Consider the following 14,425-nt stretch of genomic DNA (forward strand, 5'->3'; position numbering starts at 1 on the left):
TTCTCCTCTGACTAGCGAATGATGTAGCTCTGCTCGTGGTGGGGCCACCGCTACTGCGGGCGACCCCACCACGGTTCTGCTCAAGCGGCTCAGGCAGGGGGCAGTCCGAGAGCTGCGCGGACCTTGTCCCTGGACTCCGCCGGCAGCGTACGGAAGTCGGCCCAGAGCCGCTCCACAGCACCGAACTCCCGCTCGTCCGCAGCAACCCAGTCCGTGAGCATCTGCCGCTGCAGTCCGCCGAGCTTCGAAACACCCTCGATCACGGCGCCCAGGTCTGCCTCCAGACCGCGGCCACCCACACGACAGCGGTTGCACTCCGCCACGAACTGGACCGCACTGCTGCCGTCGGGCTGCTTCACCTTCCGCCGGGCGATGTCGATCTGGGCCGACTCGAACGAGCCTGAGTAGACCTGCCCGGGAGTGATCCCGCACGACCGGCAGCGGTTGCCGTCCGTGGTCAGGACCTTCCGTCGCTGGGTATCCGTGATGGACGAGCTGTCCTTGGTGGCCTTGCCCGGCTCCCAGACAGGCTGCCCCTGCGCGACGAACCGCTGCTCGTGCTGCCCCAGCAGGGCGTCTTCCCTGTGCGTGTCGATCTTCCACCCATAGTCGCGCAGGTCACGTACCCGGCGATCGGCCTGGCTGATCCCGGGGAAGGCGCTCTTGACGTCCTCCTTGGTGAAGACGTTGCCCTCCCCCACAACCGTCACAAGCCACAGCGCGGCGCGCTTCATGGTGCCGAACTTCGTATCCCGCCACGACGGCAGAGTCATCCACATTCCCCTTATGTAGGCATACGGCAGCCCGAACTAGAGCCAGAAGAAATCCGCTGGCACCCCTTGCGGACAAGGCCAGTCTTCTCGCATGACGGCCCATCACGCCAGGCTCTGCAAGGTTTCGAGGGAGGATGGAAAACATCCACGCATCCTGAAAAGCGGCTGAGTCAGACACAATTGAGCGCTCAGCGCCGCACGATCGGACGAACGGAAGTCGCGCGTGACCCCCAAGTCGAAGAAGTGGAAAGAGCTGTCCAGTAGCACCACCGCGCCTCATCGTGCCCTGGTGACGGCGATGCGCGAGATCCGGGAATGCAGCCCTAGAACCCAGGCGGAGATCGCCAAGGATGCCCACCAGGCGGCCACGACGCTCTCAAACCACCTCAACGGCGGCCGCATCCCTGAGGAGCCTCTCCTGCGGGATTTCTACATGGTCATAGAGGAGGACGCCGCAGGAGGTGAACCACTTCCGCACACACTGGACGCCTTGCTAGATCTCCGTGTCCACGCCCAGAAGAGACACTGTGAATGCTGCAGCGTCGGGTACCCGCCTGCTGACGACCCGGCCGATGCGGAGCTGCCGGCTTCCCACGCCGTTCAGATATCACCAGTGAGGCGGGCGCAGCGCCTTCGCCGTAAGGTCCGTCGGCGCGAACTTTCAGGGCTGCAGGAACAGATGAGGGTGCCGGTCCCCCGGACAGAGGGGGACCGGCACCCTACAGAAGCCGCCGAGCTCGCATGGACGGAGACCGGAGTAGTGGCTCGCGATCTCGCCGACGGCCGGAGCCGCGATGCCGACCTCGTGCTCTGGCGGGCAGGTGCGTCGTACTCCGCAGACGAGATCCTTAAAGCCGTCAGCTCATGTCGCTCAGCGGACCTGCGGGACGCCGCCGAGACCATACTGATCAACGCCGCCGAACGTACAGACAAACAGGCTGTCCTGAACATCGCGGCAGCCTTCAGTAACGCCGGCCGGCACGAGGACGTCACGTTCCTACTGGCCGCCGCGATCCAGGCTTCCGTCTGACCCTTGCAGCAGACGCCCAGAGTCAAGCCGCTTCTGCCTCCGCCTCGAAGTGCATCTGCGCGCGGTCCAGCAACCCGTCCGGGTCGCCACCCCGGGCAGTGACCCAGTACAGGACATCCGCGATGAGGTCGATGGCAGATTCCTCAAGGATCTGAGCGGAGCGACTCTGCAGCAAAGGCGGTGCACCGACATCGCCTCGGTATTTCGTCAGGGCCGCTTCAGCACGCTGCACCCGGCGGCAGTGCAGCTCCGGGTCGGCTGACAGCTCACACCAGACAGCTTTCCCCGTCGCAGTCAGCAACGTTCCCCAGTCGGCAGCCATGCCGGCGAGCAGATGCAGACCCCGCCCGCACTCGTCGTCGCAGGTCGCCGATCCGAGTACCGGCAGGCGGTAACTCTTGTCATGGAGTTCGATCCGCAGCCGGCCTCCTGCCGCCTCCAGGACCAGGGTGGCAGCGACACCTCTACCCACATGCTTGATCACGTTGGCTGCCAGTTCACTCACTGCCAGCTCAGCTTCTTCGGCGAAAGCCGGCAGGCGCCACTCCGCAAGCTGCCCCCTGACGGCTCTTCGCAGGTCCCGGACCGCTGCGGGCTCGGCCTCGAACGGCAGAACGCTGCGGAGTTGCGAACTGTTGTCTTGCCCGGACATGCACTCTCCTTCCGGCGCCACATCAGCCCTGCACCTGCCGTATCCAAACGACTGCGCTGAGTGGCCAGGTTTGCGAGTATGGCAGCAAGAAGTCTCTTCATGAAACTTCTCACGAGAATCGATCGGGTGAATCCAGATCCCGGCAACGGGTGTCAGACATAGCCTTGTTGGCGCCGGAGAGCCTCAGCGCACACGGAACGGAAGGCCACCCTCCATGTCCGTCAGGACTACAACACGACGTCGACAGCTCGGCGCGATGATGCGCAAGTTGCGTGCGCGGAAGGGCATGACACTGGAGGAGGCCGGCAAGCTCGTCGGGGTCTCGAAGGCCACAGTCAGCCGCTACGAGACCCAGGAAGGGCCAGTAAAATGGCCCATCGCGGATGCGCTCTGCCGGGAGTACGACGCAACCGACGCGGAGCGGACTGCCGTGGTCGCACTGGCGAAGGACGCCAAGCAGCAGGGTTGGTGGGCGCCATACACCGAGTCCATCCCCGCCGACATGAACCTCCTGCTGACACTTGAAGACGAGGCAGTGCGCGAGGACCACTTCTCCTGCACGTACGTGCCCGGCCTTCTGCAGACACGGAACTACAGCACAGCGGTTCAAGGTGCCAACGAGATGCGTCTGGCACGCGACGAGATCCAACGCCTTGTGGACATCCGCATGAAGCGCCAGGAGATCCTGAGCCGACCGAAGCCACCCCACTTGTGGGCAATCCTCGACGAGTCGGTTGTCCGGCGCGTGGTTGGATCCCCCGACATCATGCGCGATCAACTGTGTCACCTGCTGGAAGCCAACGACTCGCAGCACATCACCCTGCAAATTCTGCCGTTCTCGAAGGGCGCTCATTGCGCGGCCTTGGGAAGTTTCGTGATCCTCGGCGGGGTCGAGGCGAGCCTGGACGTCGTGTACGTCGACCTGCACGTCGGCTCGCTCTTCCTGGAGAAGGACGAAGAACTCGACCGATACAGACTTGCGTTCGACTACCTGCGTGCACAAGCGTTGGACATGGCCGCGTCGTCGGCCTTGATCAAGCGTGTACTCAAGGAGATGTAATGCCTTCGGTTCCTCACTCCTCCAAGCCCCTCCGCTGGTTCAAGTCGTCGTACAGCGGAGGGAACACGACCGAGTGCGTCGAGGCCGCCCACCTCCCACAGGCCACCGCGGTCCGTGACTCGAAGGCCCCTGACGGTCCGATACTGACGTTCGGCAACCCGTCGTGGGCGGGGTTCCTCACTGCCGTTCGGCACCAGCAGCTCAGCGAGGATGTACGCCCATAACAGAACAGCTTCCCCCGAGTCCGCAGTGGCGGAAGCGCAGCAACGGCACGGGCGGCCGGGGTGCGCATTTGGTTGCGATCAAGACATCCGATGCAGTTTTCCGTCAAGCGGCCACGGCCATGACGGGGATCTGTGGGGGTGGGAAGGCGGTGGTCTCGTCGTAGGGGACGTTGTTGGTGAGGCAGTGGTGGAGGCAGCCGAGCAGGCGGTTGAACAGGTTGCGTTGGGCGGCGGTGTGCCGTTCTCCGGCTTCGCGTCGGCGGTCGTAGTGGGCTCGTGCGCCGGGTGATGAGAGGGCGGAGAAGGCCCAGAGGTAGCCGGCTGCGGCGAGTCGTTGGTTCTTGACCCGGCGGGCCATGACGGACAGGCTCTTGCCTGACGCCCGGGTGACTGGTGCGGCCCCGGCGAAGGCCTTGAGGCCCTTGGCGTCGGTGAAGCGGGATCGGTCGTCGCCGATCTCGGCGAGCACCCGGGCGCCGGTGAGAGATCCGAGCCCTGGGAAGCTGATGATGATCTCGGCGTCCGGGTGCGTCTCAAAAGACTCCACCGTCGCGGTGGTGAGTTCCTCGACGCTCTCGCAGGTAGCCGCGAGTTGCCGCAGCAGCGCGACGGTTCGCAGGCCCATCGCTTGCTCGACCTGGGGCAGGTGTCTCATCTGCGGGGTGCGGAAGGCTTCGCGGAGGCGGTCCGCTTCGGCGTCGATACCGCGCTTGCGGCCGGCCTTCTTCACCAGGGACCGCAGCTGGCTGCGGGTGAGTCTGGCGGCCTGGGCCGGGGTGGGTGCCGCGGTCAGGACGGTCCGGGCGAGCGGAAGGCATAGTCCTTCGCGGGCGTTTGCGAAGGCGGCGAGGAATCCGGGGAAGTACTCCCGCAGGTGTGAGCGGAGCTTGTTGGCGGCCTGGATCCGGTCCCAGACCGCGTCCTGCTGGGCGCGGGCGAGGATGGCGATGGACTGGACGAGTTCGCTGTCGGCGGGCAGCGGCCGGTGGGCGGCCTTGTCCGTGCGCAGGATGTTCGCCAGGACCATGGCGTCGAGGTGGTCGGACTTCTTGCGGGCGACCGCGTAACGTTCTCGATACCGTGCTGCGGCCATCGGGTTGATGGCGTAGACGGGCCGTCCGGTTGCCCGGAGGCAGGAGACCAGCAGCCCGCGGGAGGTCTCGATGGCCACCGGGATCGGTGTTTCCGCGGTGTCGCCGTGTGTGGTGAGCAGGTCGAGGAGCTGTTGCAGGCCCGTGGCATCGTCGTCGATTCGGGCCCGGCCTAACAGGGTTCCTTCGTGGTCGACCAAGGCGACGTCGTGGTGGTCGCTGGCCCAGTCGATGCCGCAGAACACTTTCATCGTGTGGTTGAGGTCCTCTCGGTCGGGGCGGGTTGCTGCTGGTCGCAGCCGTGCGGGGGCACGCGTCTCCCTAATGGAAGGGCTCGATGGCCCTGCATCCGATTAGCCGTTCGTGACCCCAGCGATCCACAGGGCCCTCGGTCTGTGAGGGAGCTCGTACGGCTCCTGGCTCTTTGAGAGGTGACCCCTGCGAACGGCTCGGACCAAGAACTTCAACGATCCGATCATCGGACTGGATGCGGCGTGGTCGCCGTGGTGGCAGCGGACGGGACCGGAGGCCGGCTCTTGACCAAGGGATCGGATCCCGGGGGTGCCTGACGACTTCCCCGGCACCGACCGCCACCACCACCACGAACACGAGGTGAAGCCGGAGGTCGCACTCTTTTTGTAGACCTCATGGGCCGGGTAACGGGTAGCGATCCACCGGCTTCACCGCCCATTAGGGGTGGCTCGCGCCTGCCCGCCCCAGGGGCGTTCTCGCGTATGCGAGCCACCGGCCATCCGAGTAGATTCGGGCGGGGAGTCCGTGTGATGTGAATCGGGAGTGATCCCTCATGAGCGCCACGATGCATGCCATACGTGCCCACGAGCGGGGCGGCCCCGAACGTTATGCGTACGAGTCCGCACCGCGCCCCGAGCCGGCGGCGGGCGAGGCGCTCGTCGCAGTGTGCGCCGCCTCCATCACAGCTGGTGAACTCGACTGGGACACCACCTGGACCGACAGCTTCGACGGAACGGGCAGGGACCGTACGCCTACCGTCCCCTCGCACGAGGTCTCGGGCGTCGTGGCCGCCTTGGGCAGCGGAGTGACCGACTTCGGGACCGGCGACGAGGTCTACGGGCTGATCCCGTTCACGCGTGACGGCGCGGCCGCCGAGTACGTCGCCGTCCCCGCCGACATACTCGCCACCAAGCCGGCCACGCTGAACCACGACCAGGCAGCGGCCGTCCCGCTCGCCGCGCTCACCGTGTGGCAGGCGCTCGTCGACCATGCCGCGCTGCAACGGGGACAGCACATCCTGATCCAGGGTGGCGCCGGGGGCGTCGGCACCTTCGCCGTGCAGATCGCCGCGGCACTCGGAGGGCGGGTGACCGCCACCGCGTCGGCAAGGGACAAGGACTTCGTCACCGGCCTCGGCGCACAGCAGGTCATCGATTACCGGAACGAACGCTTCGAAGACCTGGTGCACGACGCCGATGTCGTGCTCGATCTGGTCGGCGGCGAGACGCTGGACCGCTCCTGGGCAGTCGTGCGCCCTGGCGGAATCGTGGTCAGTATCGTGCAGCCGCCGGACCAGGAGAAGGCCGCCGCCCGTGGCGCACGGGGCTTGTTTTTCATCGTCGAACCCGACCGGCCCGGACTCATGGCCATCAGCGAACTGATCGACGCCGGCAAGCTCAGGCCGGTGGTGGACCGCGTCGTACCGTTCACCGAGACGCGAGCTGCCTACGAGGCCCTCGCGACGGAGCACCCGCGCGGCAAGGTCGTCCTGCATGTCGACCACGGGGGCGAGGAAGCCGGGTAGACGACGCATCCGCCCTGCCGCGTGGCCACCGGGTGACTACCAGGTGGTGCCGAAGCCGCCGTCGATCGTGATGTCGGATCCGGAAGGCGGACATTCCCGCCTGGACCAACGCATCGAGCCTGTGGGAGGAGTGCCGCGCGTGAGTGCGTCACGTCACCCAGTTGGTCGCGGGCGAGGTCAGGCCTCAGCAGGCAGGGGTGTTGGTGTGCCGTTGATTCTGGCGATGCGTTCGCGCCAGGAGATGGGTTCGGTTTCGGGGTGGGCGGCGGCGTGGCGGCAGGAGGGGCATTCGGATTCGCCGTACAGGGGGCGGAAGACGTGTGGGTCGCCGAGGCCGGTGCATTCGGTCAGTTCGGGCAGGGGTGGGCGTTCGTAGGGCTGGTGCTGGACCGGGGGTTCGGGGAGTTTCTGGATGAGGCGGTAGCGCAGGAAGCCGACTGCTGAGCGGACGCCGTTGTCGGGGCGTTCGGCGAGCAGGGCATGGCGCAGGTCGGATTCGCTCACGCCGCGCTCCAGCCATTTGACGGCCTCCACGGCGAGGGCGCGGGCTTCGCGTAAGCCCAGGTGGAGTTCGCGGCGGGAGTGGCGCAGGGAGAGCAGGACCCGTTCCGCTGCGGCGAGTTGGGTGGGGAGTGGGGTTGGCGTAGGTGGAGTTGGAGGTGGTGGGGTCGGTTCGGGTGCCCGTTCCGGGGTGGGGCCGGGTGCTTGCTCGGGTTCGGGGGGTGGGTGGGGAGTGGTCTTATCACCGTGGTCTTCTGCGGGTTTATAGCCACCGACCGTCCGAGGAGCCGGTTCGCCGACCGTCGGAAAGTGCGTACTCGGTGGCCCGATCGCGGGCGCGGGTGAGAGTACTGGTGCGAGTGCGGGCTTGGGTGCGGGCGGGGGTGGGGTGCCTCGCAGGTGTCGTGCCTGCTCGCTCGTCAGGGGGTTGTTCGCGACGAGTTGCTCGGTGAGCCAGCGGCCGCCGTCGCCCTGGCTGCGCCACTCGTGGACGTACCCGTGCTCGACGAGCTGTTCCTTCGCCTTCTGGTACGCGCGGCCCTTGATGCCCAGCTTGCGGGCGAGTTCGCTCAACGGCTTGTACGTGGCATCGTCGGGCAGGCCCTGGACGTACAGGAGCAGGATCTTCGCGTCACTGCCCAGACGCGAGTGGCGTACGACATCGTGCGATGCCTTCGTGAAGCGCGCGGACGGCGCGATAGCATGACGCAGCATTTCCGGTGGGGCTCTTTCCACTGGTGGTGTAGGCCCTCGGATGGTGTTCCAGCACCGCCGGGGGCCGCCCTATGTGTGCAGTGACACACAGAGGGTGATGACTTCGTCACCGTACCGCACCTTCTTCATGTGCCGCCACGCGAATGGGACTTCGCATCAGCGCCGGTCTGAGCGTCGAAAACGGGTCGGGAACAAAACGCGTTGCCCGCACACCGCGCCGCCGGGCCAAGGCCCGGTTCCCGGACTACCGGCGCACCCTCGAACGCCGCACCCGGACCGCACGTAGTCGTTGATCACTTCTGCGGCGCCCGGCCGGCCCCTTGGACTCTGCTGCGCATTTCGCTGGGGCGTGCGGGGTGACCGTGTCGGGGGCCAGCAGCTGCGAGGCGACGGTGAGGTTGTCAGGTCTCCCGGTGCCCGCTCAAAACAGTTCCAGGTCCTCGCCGCTGGTGTCCACGATGACTGGCCGGGACTGGGCAGGGAGGCCGTCCAGGCGGTCAGGACCGGCCGCGGCGGCCACGGCAGGGGCCGTCTCGGCCAACCAGGCACGAAACCGCTCGGCGGCTTCGCGGTAGGGGACTCGCGCCAGGACACGGTGCTCGCCGGAAGGGCAGAAGTCGACGGCGACAGTGAGCAGGCAGGAACGGGGCGCGTTCTGACTGCCCGTCCAGGACACGCGCAGGACACCGCAGGGCTTGCGCCCGCGGGGGGCGCGGTGGGTCGGGCGCAGCGATCGGCAGGCTATGTGGGCGGTCCATGCGGCGAGGTGTGGCAGGGGCAGGGTGGTGCGTGCGCGGCAGCCGGGGCAGCGGTGCCAGTGGCGGAGCCAGTCGTCGGTGTCGGTGTGGAAGAGGCGGGTGTAGCGGTTCGCCACGCGGATGTCGTTGCTGTACAGGTGGTCGGGGCGTTCCTGTGTGTTGCAGGACTGGCAGAGGGGGGCGCGGACGTAGCCGTGTTCGTGGCAGTGGTCGAGCACGGTGGCGGGTGCGGTGCGGCAGACGGCGCATGCCCACCCGGCCACCTTGCGGGAGGTGCCGGGCTTCCTGCTGAGTACCGAGTACAGCTGGCCTTCCAGCTCTTTGTTGTACGGGCGCAGTGAGGCGGTGGGGCCCTCGGGGCTCGTCGTCTGCCGACCGCCGGCGTCTCGGGCCTGGCGGGGGTGGGAGGGCGGCTCGGTGACGGCTGCGCTTGCCTGGCGGGTCCGCGCGGCTTGCACCCACTGCGTTTCGGCGTGCTCGGCCGCGTCCAGCAGCCTGACCACAGCGCGCGGCAGCCACCACGTGCGCTGCGTCCCGTCGCGGGCCTGCTCCACGAGTATCTGTCGCCAGTCGATCCCCGCCAGATGGTACGGCCGGCCGACTTCACGTCGTGCTGCCCGCTCGGGGCCGCCCAGCTCCTGCAGTTCCCCCGTGATGCGCCGGCGCCAACGCAGCGGCGTTTCCTCGTTGCACTCCTGCCTCGGCGCCCCACGAAACGGACCGATGCGGACGAGGTCTTGCCGATCCATCCCAACCGCGTTCAGTTCCGCGGCCGCCCGGCGCACCTCAACCTCCGGAACACTCCACTGACCGCCGCTCGCCCTCACCGTCGCCACCACATGGCCGCCGAGCAGGACGTACCCCACCCGGGCACGGGCAGGAGAGCAGGTGAATGCCCCAGAAGCCGTCGGCACAGCACTGTCGGCCGTCAAATCGACCCACAGAGCGTCCGCGGCAACCAGGGTGATCAGGCCGCCCGTGCGACCGGGCATGACACGCTCTGACATACCGACAGGCTAACGGCCTGCAACGCGGCAACGGGTCCCAAGCGCCTCGGTCAGCCGGGCCGCCGCCCGCAACTCCATATTCCTGAGCCATCTGGTTCGTCAGCACCTCCCGTGCCCATAGCCTCACCACCAGAACGTCAAGAACCGGGCAACCCGCCCTCGCGTATCAGCGGTCCCGAGCCCAGACGAATTGAGCAACAGAGTCCCCTAGAACCTCAAAACCCGTGGTCAGCCAAGGGGCTGACCACGGGCAGAGGTCGAACGTCGAGCTCACCGACTACGGAGCACGGGGGCTCCGATGCGTATCAATTCAGTGCTGCTGTGCCTTGCGACGGCGGATCACCAGGAAGCCGCCGGCCGCGACGAGCGCTGCGGCCACTGCGGACAGCAGGGCAACGGGCGCGCCGTTACCGGTCTCGGCGAGGTCGCCCTCACTGTGGGCGGACGGCGACGTCGCGGAGGGGGCGGAGGCCGAAGCCGCAGCCGAGGGCGTCTCTGTCGTGCCCTCGGGGGCGGACGAGGCGGGTGCCTCGCCCGGCTGCGTCGGGGTGGACGGGGTGACGGAGCCCGGCTCGGTGGCCGAATCCGACGGGGTGACCTCGCCGGGCTTCTCTTCGCCGGGCTTCTCTTCGCCCGGCTTCTCCTCGCCCGGCTTCTCCTCGCCCGGCTTCTCCTCGCCCGGCTTACCGCCGCCGGGCTTCGAGTCGTCGTTGCAGTCGACCCAGAAGACCTTGTGCTTGGCCTTGCCGTGCTCGCCGTCGAAGTTCCAGAACAGCTTGTAGTGGCCGTCGGGCAAGGACTGGTCCTCCGAACGGAGGTGTCCCTTGCCGTCGAGCTTCAGCGAACCGGTTTTCACGGTCTCGCCCTTGACGTGGGCGGTCGGGGCCCAGGCTTCGATGCGCCAGTCGACGTTCTGGCCGGCATCGAAACCGAAGGCGTCGAGATAGAAGGTGCACACGTGAGGCTCGTTCTTACGAAGCTCCTCACCGGTCGCGGCATCGTGGATCTTCACGGTGCCGTTGTCGCCGGGTGCGGTGGCGTACGCCGTAGGGGCAAGCAGCAGGGCCGCGGTGACGGCGGCCGTGAGCGTGCCTGCGGAAGCAACTGTGCGCATGGGCAATCCAACGGTTGAATGAAAGGGCTGCCGTGGGGGGTGGATCGACCAGCTTCCTGTGATCACACACACCCCGTCAATGCGCTTCTGACCACTTGTGTCACATGGTGCATCGCTTGCCCTATTAGTCCCACATAACGATTGGGCCTGCGGGTTCCGGGTGCGCTCCTGGCACCGCCCCCGGCGCGATTTGACTCGCCGCTACATATCGCGAAAGCTAGATACATTCCCTCGGAGGACATGGAAAGGCGGACCGGTGGACCCCCTGGCCGTATACAAGGCACTCGCCAACCCCGCACGCCTGCAGTTCATGCGGTGGCTCAAGGAACCGTCGAAGTACTTCGACGAGAACTCCTACCGGCAGCAGGGCCTCGGCTTCCATATCGGCGTGTGCGTCGGGGACATCCAGAAGCAGGCCGGGCTGGCACAGTCGGTGGTGTCCGGCTACTTGCAGACCTTGAAGGACGCGGGGCTGCTCACCTCGGAACGCATCGGCAAGTGGACGTACTACCGCCGCAACGAGACGGTGATCGCCGAGTTCGCCGCGCACGTCCGCGACGAGCTGTAGCCCGCCCGCTACCCACCCCACCTCATCCGACACCTCGCCCGACAGCCCGCCCGGCTCCCACACGCCTACCCCGCGCACATATCTATTTTTCTAGATTTGACGAAAGGTCTCGCAATGAGAAAGGCCTCCCCCACCGTCCTGGTGCTCGCCCTGGGCGTGTTCGGGATCATCACCACCGAGATGGGCATGGTCGGCGTGCTCCCCCGGGTCTCGGCGGAGCTCGGAGTCACGCCGTCCGCCGCGGGGTGGCTCGTCGGGGCCTTTGCCCTGGTCATAGCCGTGTCCGGGCCGTTCACCACATTGCTTGCCTCCCGCGTCGACCGCAAGAAGGTGCTTGCCGCCGCGATCGCGGTGTTCGCCGTCTCCAATGCCGTCTACGCACTCACCACGCGGTACGAGGTGATGCTGGCCTTCCGCGTCGTCCCCGCCCTCTTCCATCCGGTGTTCTTCGCTGTCGCGCTCGCGACCGCCGCGCGGCTGGTGCCCGCCGAAGACGCGACCCGGGCCACGACGACCGTGTTCGGCGGAGTCACCGTCGGCTTCGCTTTTGGTGTGCCGCTGACCTCGTACCTGGCCGAGCACGTGTCCCTGGCGTCGGCGTTCTGGTTCGGTGCGCTCGTCAATCTGATCGCCTTCCTCGGCATCCTGCGGTTCGTGCCGCCGATTCCTGTCGGTCAACGGGTTTCCTACAGTGAGCAGTTGAGCGTTCTCAAGCGGCCCGGGATGTGGCTGACCATCGCGTCGGTGGTCCTCGTCTTCGCGGCGATGTTCTCGGTCTACGGCTACTTCGCCGAGTACCTGGGCCAGGTCACGCACATGGACGGCACCTGGGTCAGCGCCATGCTGATGGCGTTCGGCATCGTCATGGTCCTCGGGAACTTCGCCTTCGGTGGGCTGCTGCGGCGCAACCTGATTCGTACGGTGGTCGCCTACCCCGTCCTGTGTCTGCTCCTCTACGTGCTCCTGTACGCCGTCGGCCCGCTGTTCGCGCCGATGGTCCTGGCGGTGCTGGTCTGGGGCGCCGTGCACTCCGGCGGGCTCGTCGTGAGCCAGAGCTGGCTGGGGAGGGACGCCGTCGACGCGCCCGAGTTCGGCAACAGCCTCTTCATCTCGTTCTCGAACCTCGGCATCACCGTCGGAACCGCGGTCGGGGGCTGGGTCATGGCCGCGTACGGTGCACGCCAACTCCCCTGGGCAGGAGTGGGATTCGCATGCGCCGCCCTGCTTGCCACGTTGCTGCGGCTGGGACTGGACCGCTCCGGCGCTCCGGACGGTGCCGGCACGACGGCGCGCATGGCGGAGGCCGCCTCGCGTGGCGGTGCCGGGAAGAGCGGCGGCTGACGGCGGCGAGCGGGGGCCGACGGCGGCGAGCGGGGCTGACGGCGCCGACTGGACAGCAGGGGCCGAACGAGTGGCTCGCGACCGGTCTGCAGGACGCCCGGCGGGGTGTTTCAGGAGACTGGCCGTCGGTGCGGAAAGCGGCTCCGGGACGGTCGCGCAGATGCGTCGATTTCCGGCCACAACACAACGCCCCTTACGCTGCAACACATCGGTCACCAACGGTCGGCCGAGAAAGAAGGGCGACAACATGACCTCCGAGACCAAGACTCTCGACACCATCGAAGCCACGACTGCCGTACTGCAGGCGGAACTTCCGCGTCTGGAGCAGCACCAGCAGACCCTCGAAAAGGAACTCGCGACAGTCACCGAGCGCCTGGAGTCGGTGCGTACCGCGCTGACGGCTCTGCGTGTGCTGTCCGCTGCTCCTGTTCCCTCCTCGAACACGGAGGCGGAGGACATCCGGGCCGAGGGCAACAAGGTCGCGGACGTCCCGGCGGGGGACGTCGAGGCTGAGGACGTCACCGCAGAGACCGCGGCCGGGGCGAAGAACGTTGTCGCTCCCCGGATTCCGCGTCAGGCGCAGGAGTCCATCGACACCGCGGTCCAGGCAGAAGCCCCGCAGGAGCAGGCAGCGGCGGCGGCCCCGGCGCGCCGCACCGCCCGTAAGGCGCCCGCGTCCAAGGCCGGCAAGCAGGCTCCTGCCAAGCCGAAGACCACGCGTGGCCAGGCCAAGAAGGCCGTCGCCGTCAAGGACACCAAGACCGCGGCCAAGCCCGCCGCCAAGCCCGCTGTGGCCGTCAAGGCCACCAAGGCCGCCACCAAGCCCGCCAAGGCCAAGGCGCCGAAGAAGGCGGCGCCCGCAGCACCGGTCGTCGACGACAGCGGCAACCTCACCGAGATGGCCATGAAGGTGCTGGCGACGTTCGGCGACACCCCCGTCCGCGCCCGCGAAGTCACGAAGGCGCTGGGGCGTGAGCTCACCCCCAACAGCATCAACACGGTACGCAGCACCCTCGACCGGCTCGTCGCCACCTCCCGGGCCCACCGCGCCGGCCGGGGCCTCTACCAGGCACCTGCCAACTGACGCCTCCCGCAAGGGCATCAGAAGCAATCACTGGGAACCGCCCCCGTCACGGCCCGCAGGCCGTCACGGGGGCGAAGGCCGTCACGGGGCGAAGGCCCTCACGGGGGCGAAGGTTGTCACGGGCAGGGCTGTAACCCTGCGAACTGTAGTGCTGTGGCCGAAAATGATCACGGGGGTGGTGAGCTGCGCCCGGTCACTCCATATGGGCGGCGATGATCCTCGCGCACTCCATGGACTCGCTCCGCGTCGTGTCCACTTCCAGGTCGTAGGTCACGCCCCGGTGGACCACGTCCGCCTGTGCGGCCGCCATGCCGGGGACCCGGTCACCTCGCGCGATCTCCCGGGCCGTTGCGACGGCGCTCTCGCACCGGACGCCGACCCACAGCACCCGCAGCCCCCCGAGGGCTTTCTGCCATCGCTGCTGGGAGGCCGCGCCGCCGAGGAACACCTCGTCGACGATGACTCCGGCTCCTATCCGCGCCATCGTGGCGACGCCCTCGATCCACGCCGTCTCCAACGTACGGAACTCGGGGCCGACGATGACCTCCCCGTCGGGAGCGAACTCGATGCCCGCGTCCGACGCGCGCATGGCCGCGGGCATCGCGTCGACCAGCGTGTCGACCCCGAAGGTCAGCCACGAGTCCGGCAGCACCGCCTGAAGGCACCGGGCGATCCCGGACTTCCCCGAGCTGGAGCCTCCGTTGAGCACAATCATCTGCGTCTTCATCGGG

Annotated in this window: 14 protein-coding genes; 7 read left to right on the plus strand and 7 right to left on the minus strand. The window is 67.5% G+C overall.

What is annotated here, in order from left to right:
• Positions 1-89: 89 nt before the first annotated feature.
• Positions 90-773, minus strand: a complete 684-nt coding sequence (locus OG936_RS11885) for a hypothetical protein (protein ID WP_406494455.1) — start codon at positions 771-773, stop codon at positions 90-92.
• A 223-nt stretch (positions 774-996) separates the two neighbouring features.
• On the opposite strand from OG936_RS11885, the gene OG936_RS11890 reads away from it, so the two are divergent.
• Entirely contained in the window at positions 997-1,803 is an 807-nt protein-coding gene (locus tag OG936_RS11890; RefSeq protein ID WP_406494457.1) for a hypothetical protein, read from the plus strand.
• A gap of 22 nt (positions 1,804-1,825) precedes the next feature.
• Here OG936_RS11890 and OG936_RS11895 read toward each other — a convergent pair whose 3' ends face one another.
• Positions 1,826-2,455: an ATP-binding protein gene (locus OG936_RS11895; protein ID WP_406494458.1), complete on the minus strand. Its 630-nt coding sequence runs from the start codon at positions 2,453-2,455 to the stop codon at positions 1,826-1,828.
• A 214-nt stretch (positions 2,456-2,669) separates the two neighbouring features.
• Between OG936_RS11895 and OG936_RS11900 the strand changes: the two genes are divergently transcribed.
• Positions 2,670-3,515 (plus strand): helix-turn-helix domain-containing protein, encoded by an 846-nt coding sequence (locus OG936_RS11900; protein ID WP_406494460.1) that lies wholly within the window; start codon positions 2,670-2,672, stop codon positions 3,513-3,515.
• The gene (locus OG936_RS11905) at positions 3,515-3,739 is read left to right on the plus strand and encodes a DUF397 domain-containing protein (protein WP_406494461.1); all 225 of its coding nucleotides are present in this window, start codon (positions 3,515-3,517) and stop codon (positions 3,737-3,739) included. Before OG936_RS11900 ends, OG936_RS11905 begins: the two co-directional genes overlap by 1 nt.
• 103 nt (positions 3,740-3,842) lie before the next feature.
• Here OG936_RS11905 and OG936_RS11910 read toward each other — a convergent pair whose 3' ends face one another.
• The gene (locus OG936_RS11910) at positions 3,843-5,081 is read right to left on the minus strand and encodes an IS110 family transposase (RefSeq protein ID WP_331755202.1); all 1,239 of its coding nucleotides are present in this window, start codon (positions 5,079-5,081) and stop codon (positions 3,843-3,845) included.
• A 554-nt stretch (positions 5,082-5,635) separates the two neighbouring features.
• On the opposite strand from OG936_RS11910, the gene OG936_RS11915 reads away from it, so the two are divergent.
• Entirely contained in the window at positions 5,636-6,607 is a 972-nt protein-coding gene (locus OG936_RS11915) for an NADP-dependent oxidoreductase (protein WP_406494463.1), read from the plus strand.
• Between the two features lie 177 nt (positions 6,608-6,784).
• On the opposite strand, the gene OG936_RS11920 is transcribed toward OG936_RS11915, so the two are convergent.
• The 3 genes from OG936_RS11920 to OG936_RS11930 form a co-directional block, all read right to left on the minus strand.
• The gene (locus tag OG936_RS11920) at positions 6,785-7,822 is read right to left on the minus strand and encodes a hypothetical protein (protein WP_406494464.1); all 1,038 of its coding nucleotides are present in this window, start codon (positions 7,820-7,822) and stop codon (positions 6,785-6,787) included.
• A 421-nt stretch (positions 7,823-8,243) separates the two neighbouring features.
• Positions 8,244-9,587: an endonuclease domain-containing protein gene (locus OG936_RS11925; RefSeq protein WP_406494465.1), complete on the minus strand. Its 1,344-nt coding sequence runs from the start codon at positions 9,585-9,587 to the stop codon at positions 8,244-8,246.
• A gap of 310 nt (positions 9,588-9,897) precedes the next feature.
• Positions 9,898-10,701, minus strand: coding sequence for an LPXTG cell wall anchor domain-containing protein (locus tag OG936_RS11930; protein WP_406494466.1), 804 nt, complete (start codon positions 10,699-10,701; stop codon positions 9,898-9,900).
• Positions 10,702-10,957: 256 nt separating this feature from the next.
• Between OG936_RS11930 and OG936_RS11935 the strand changes: the two genes are divergently transcribed.
• The 3 genes from OG936_RS11935 (at position 10,958) to OG936_RS11945 (ending at position 13,694) form a co-directional block, all read left to right on the plus strand.
• Positions 10,958-11,269 (plus strand): ArsR/SmtB family transcription factor, encoded by a 312-nt coding sequence (locus OG936_RS11935; RefSeq protein WP_406494468.1) that lies wholly within the window; start codon positions 10,958-10,960, stop codon positions 11,267-11,269.
• A 114-nt stretch (positions 11,270-11,383) separates the two neighbouring features.
• A complete protein-coding gene (locus tag OG936_RS11940) occupies positions 11,384-12,610 on the plus strand; it encodes an MFS transporter (protein WP_406494469.1) in 1,227 nt (408 codons plus the stop codon).
• 247 nt (positions 12,611-12,857) lie between these two features.
• Positions 12,858-13,694 (plus strand): hypothetical protein, encoded by an 837-nt coding sequence (locus OG936_RS11945; protein WP_406494470.1) that lies wholly within the window; start codon positions 12,858-12,860, stop codon positions 13,692-13,694.
• Between the two features lie 193 nt (positions 13,695-13,887).
• Here OG936_RS11945 and cpt read toward each other — a convergent pair whose 3' ends face one another.
• On the minus strand, positions 13,888-14,421 hold the full coding sequence (cpt, locus tag OG936_RS11950) for a chloramphenicol phosphotransferase CPT (protein ID WP_406494471.1): 534 nt from the start codon (positions 14,419-14,421) through the stop codon (positions 13,888-13,890).
• Positions 14,422-14,425: the final 4 nt, after the last annotated feature.

Source organism: Streptomyces sp. NBC_00846 (assembly GCF_045207325.1).
Classification (GTDB): domain Bacteria; phylum Actinomycetota; class Actinomycetes; order Streptomycetales; family Streptomycetaceae; genus Streptomyces.

What these genes read in the sequence shown, in the direction of transcription:
- OG936_RS11885 (WP_406494455.1), bottom strand. Translation starts at nt 773, where the DNA reads ATGACTCTGCCGTCGTGGCGGGATACGAAGTTCGGCACCATGAAGCGC.
- OG936_RS11895 (WP_406494458.1), bottom strand. Translation starts at nt 2,455, where the DNA reads ATGTCCGGGCAAGACAACAGTTCGCAACTCCGCAGCGTTCTGCCGTTC.
- OG936_RS11900 (WP_406494460.1), top strand. Translation starts at nt 2,670, where the DNA reads ATGTCCGTCAGGACTACAACACGACGTCGACAGCTCGGCGCGATGATG.
- OG936_RS11905 (WP_406494461.1), top strand. Translation starts at nt 3,515, where the DNA reads ATGCCTTCGGTTCCTCACTCCTCCAAGCCCCTCCGCTGGTTCAAGTCG.
- OG936_RS11910 (WP_331755202.1), bottom strand. Translation starts at nt 5,081, where the DNA reads ATGAAAGTGTTCTGCGGCATCGACTGGGCCAGCGACCACCACGACGTC.
- OG936_RS11915 (WP_406494463.1), top strand. Translation starts at nt 5,636, where the DNA reads ATGAGCGCCACGATGCATGCCATACGTGCCCACGAGCGGGGCGGCCCC.
- OG936_RS11920 (WP_406494464.1), bottom strand. Translation starts at nt 7,822, where the DNA reads ATGCTGCGTCATGCTATCGCGCCGTCCGCGCGCTTCACGAAGGCATCG.
- OG936_RS11925 (WP_406494465.1), bottom strand. Translation starts at nt 9,587, where the DNA reads ATGTCAGAGCGTGTCATGCCCGGTCGCACGGGCGGCCTGATCACCCTG.
- OG936_RS11930 (WP_406494466.1), bottom strand. Translation starts at nt 10,701, where the DNA reads ATGCGCACAGTTGCTTCCGCAGGCACGCTCACGGCCGCCGTCACCGCG.
- OG936_RS11940 (WP_406494469.1), top strand. Translation starts at nt 11,384, where the DNA reads ATGAGAAAGGCCTCCCCCACCGTCCTGGTGCTCGCCCTGGGCGTGTTC.
- OG936_RS11945 (WP_406494470.1), top strand. Translation starts at nt 12,858, where the DNA reads ATGACCTCCGAGACCAAGACTCTCGACACCATCGAAGCCACGACTGCC.
- cpt (WP_406494471.1), bottom strand. Translation starts at nt 14,421, where the DNA reads ATGAAGACGCAGATGATTGTGCTCAACGGAGGCTCCAGCTCGGGGAAG.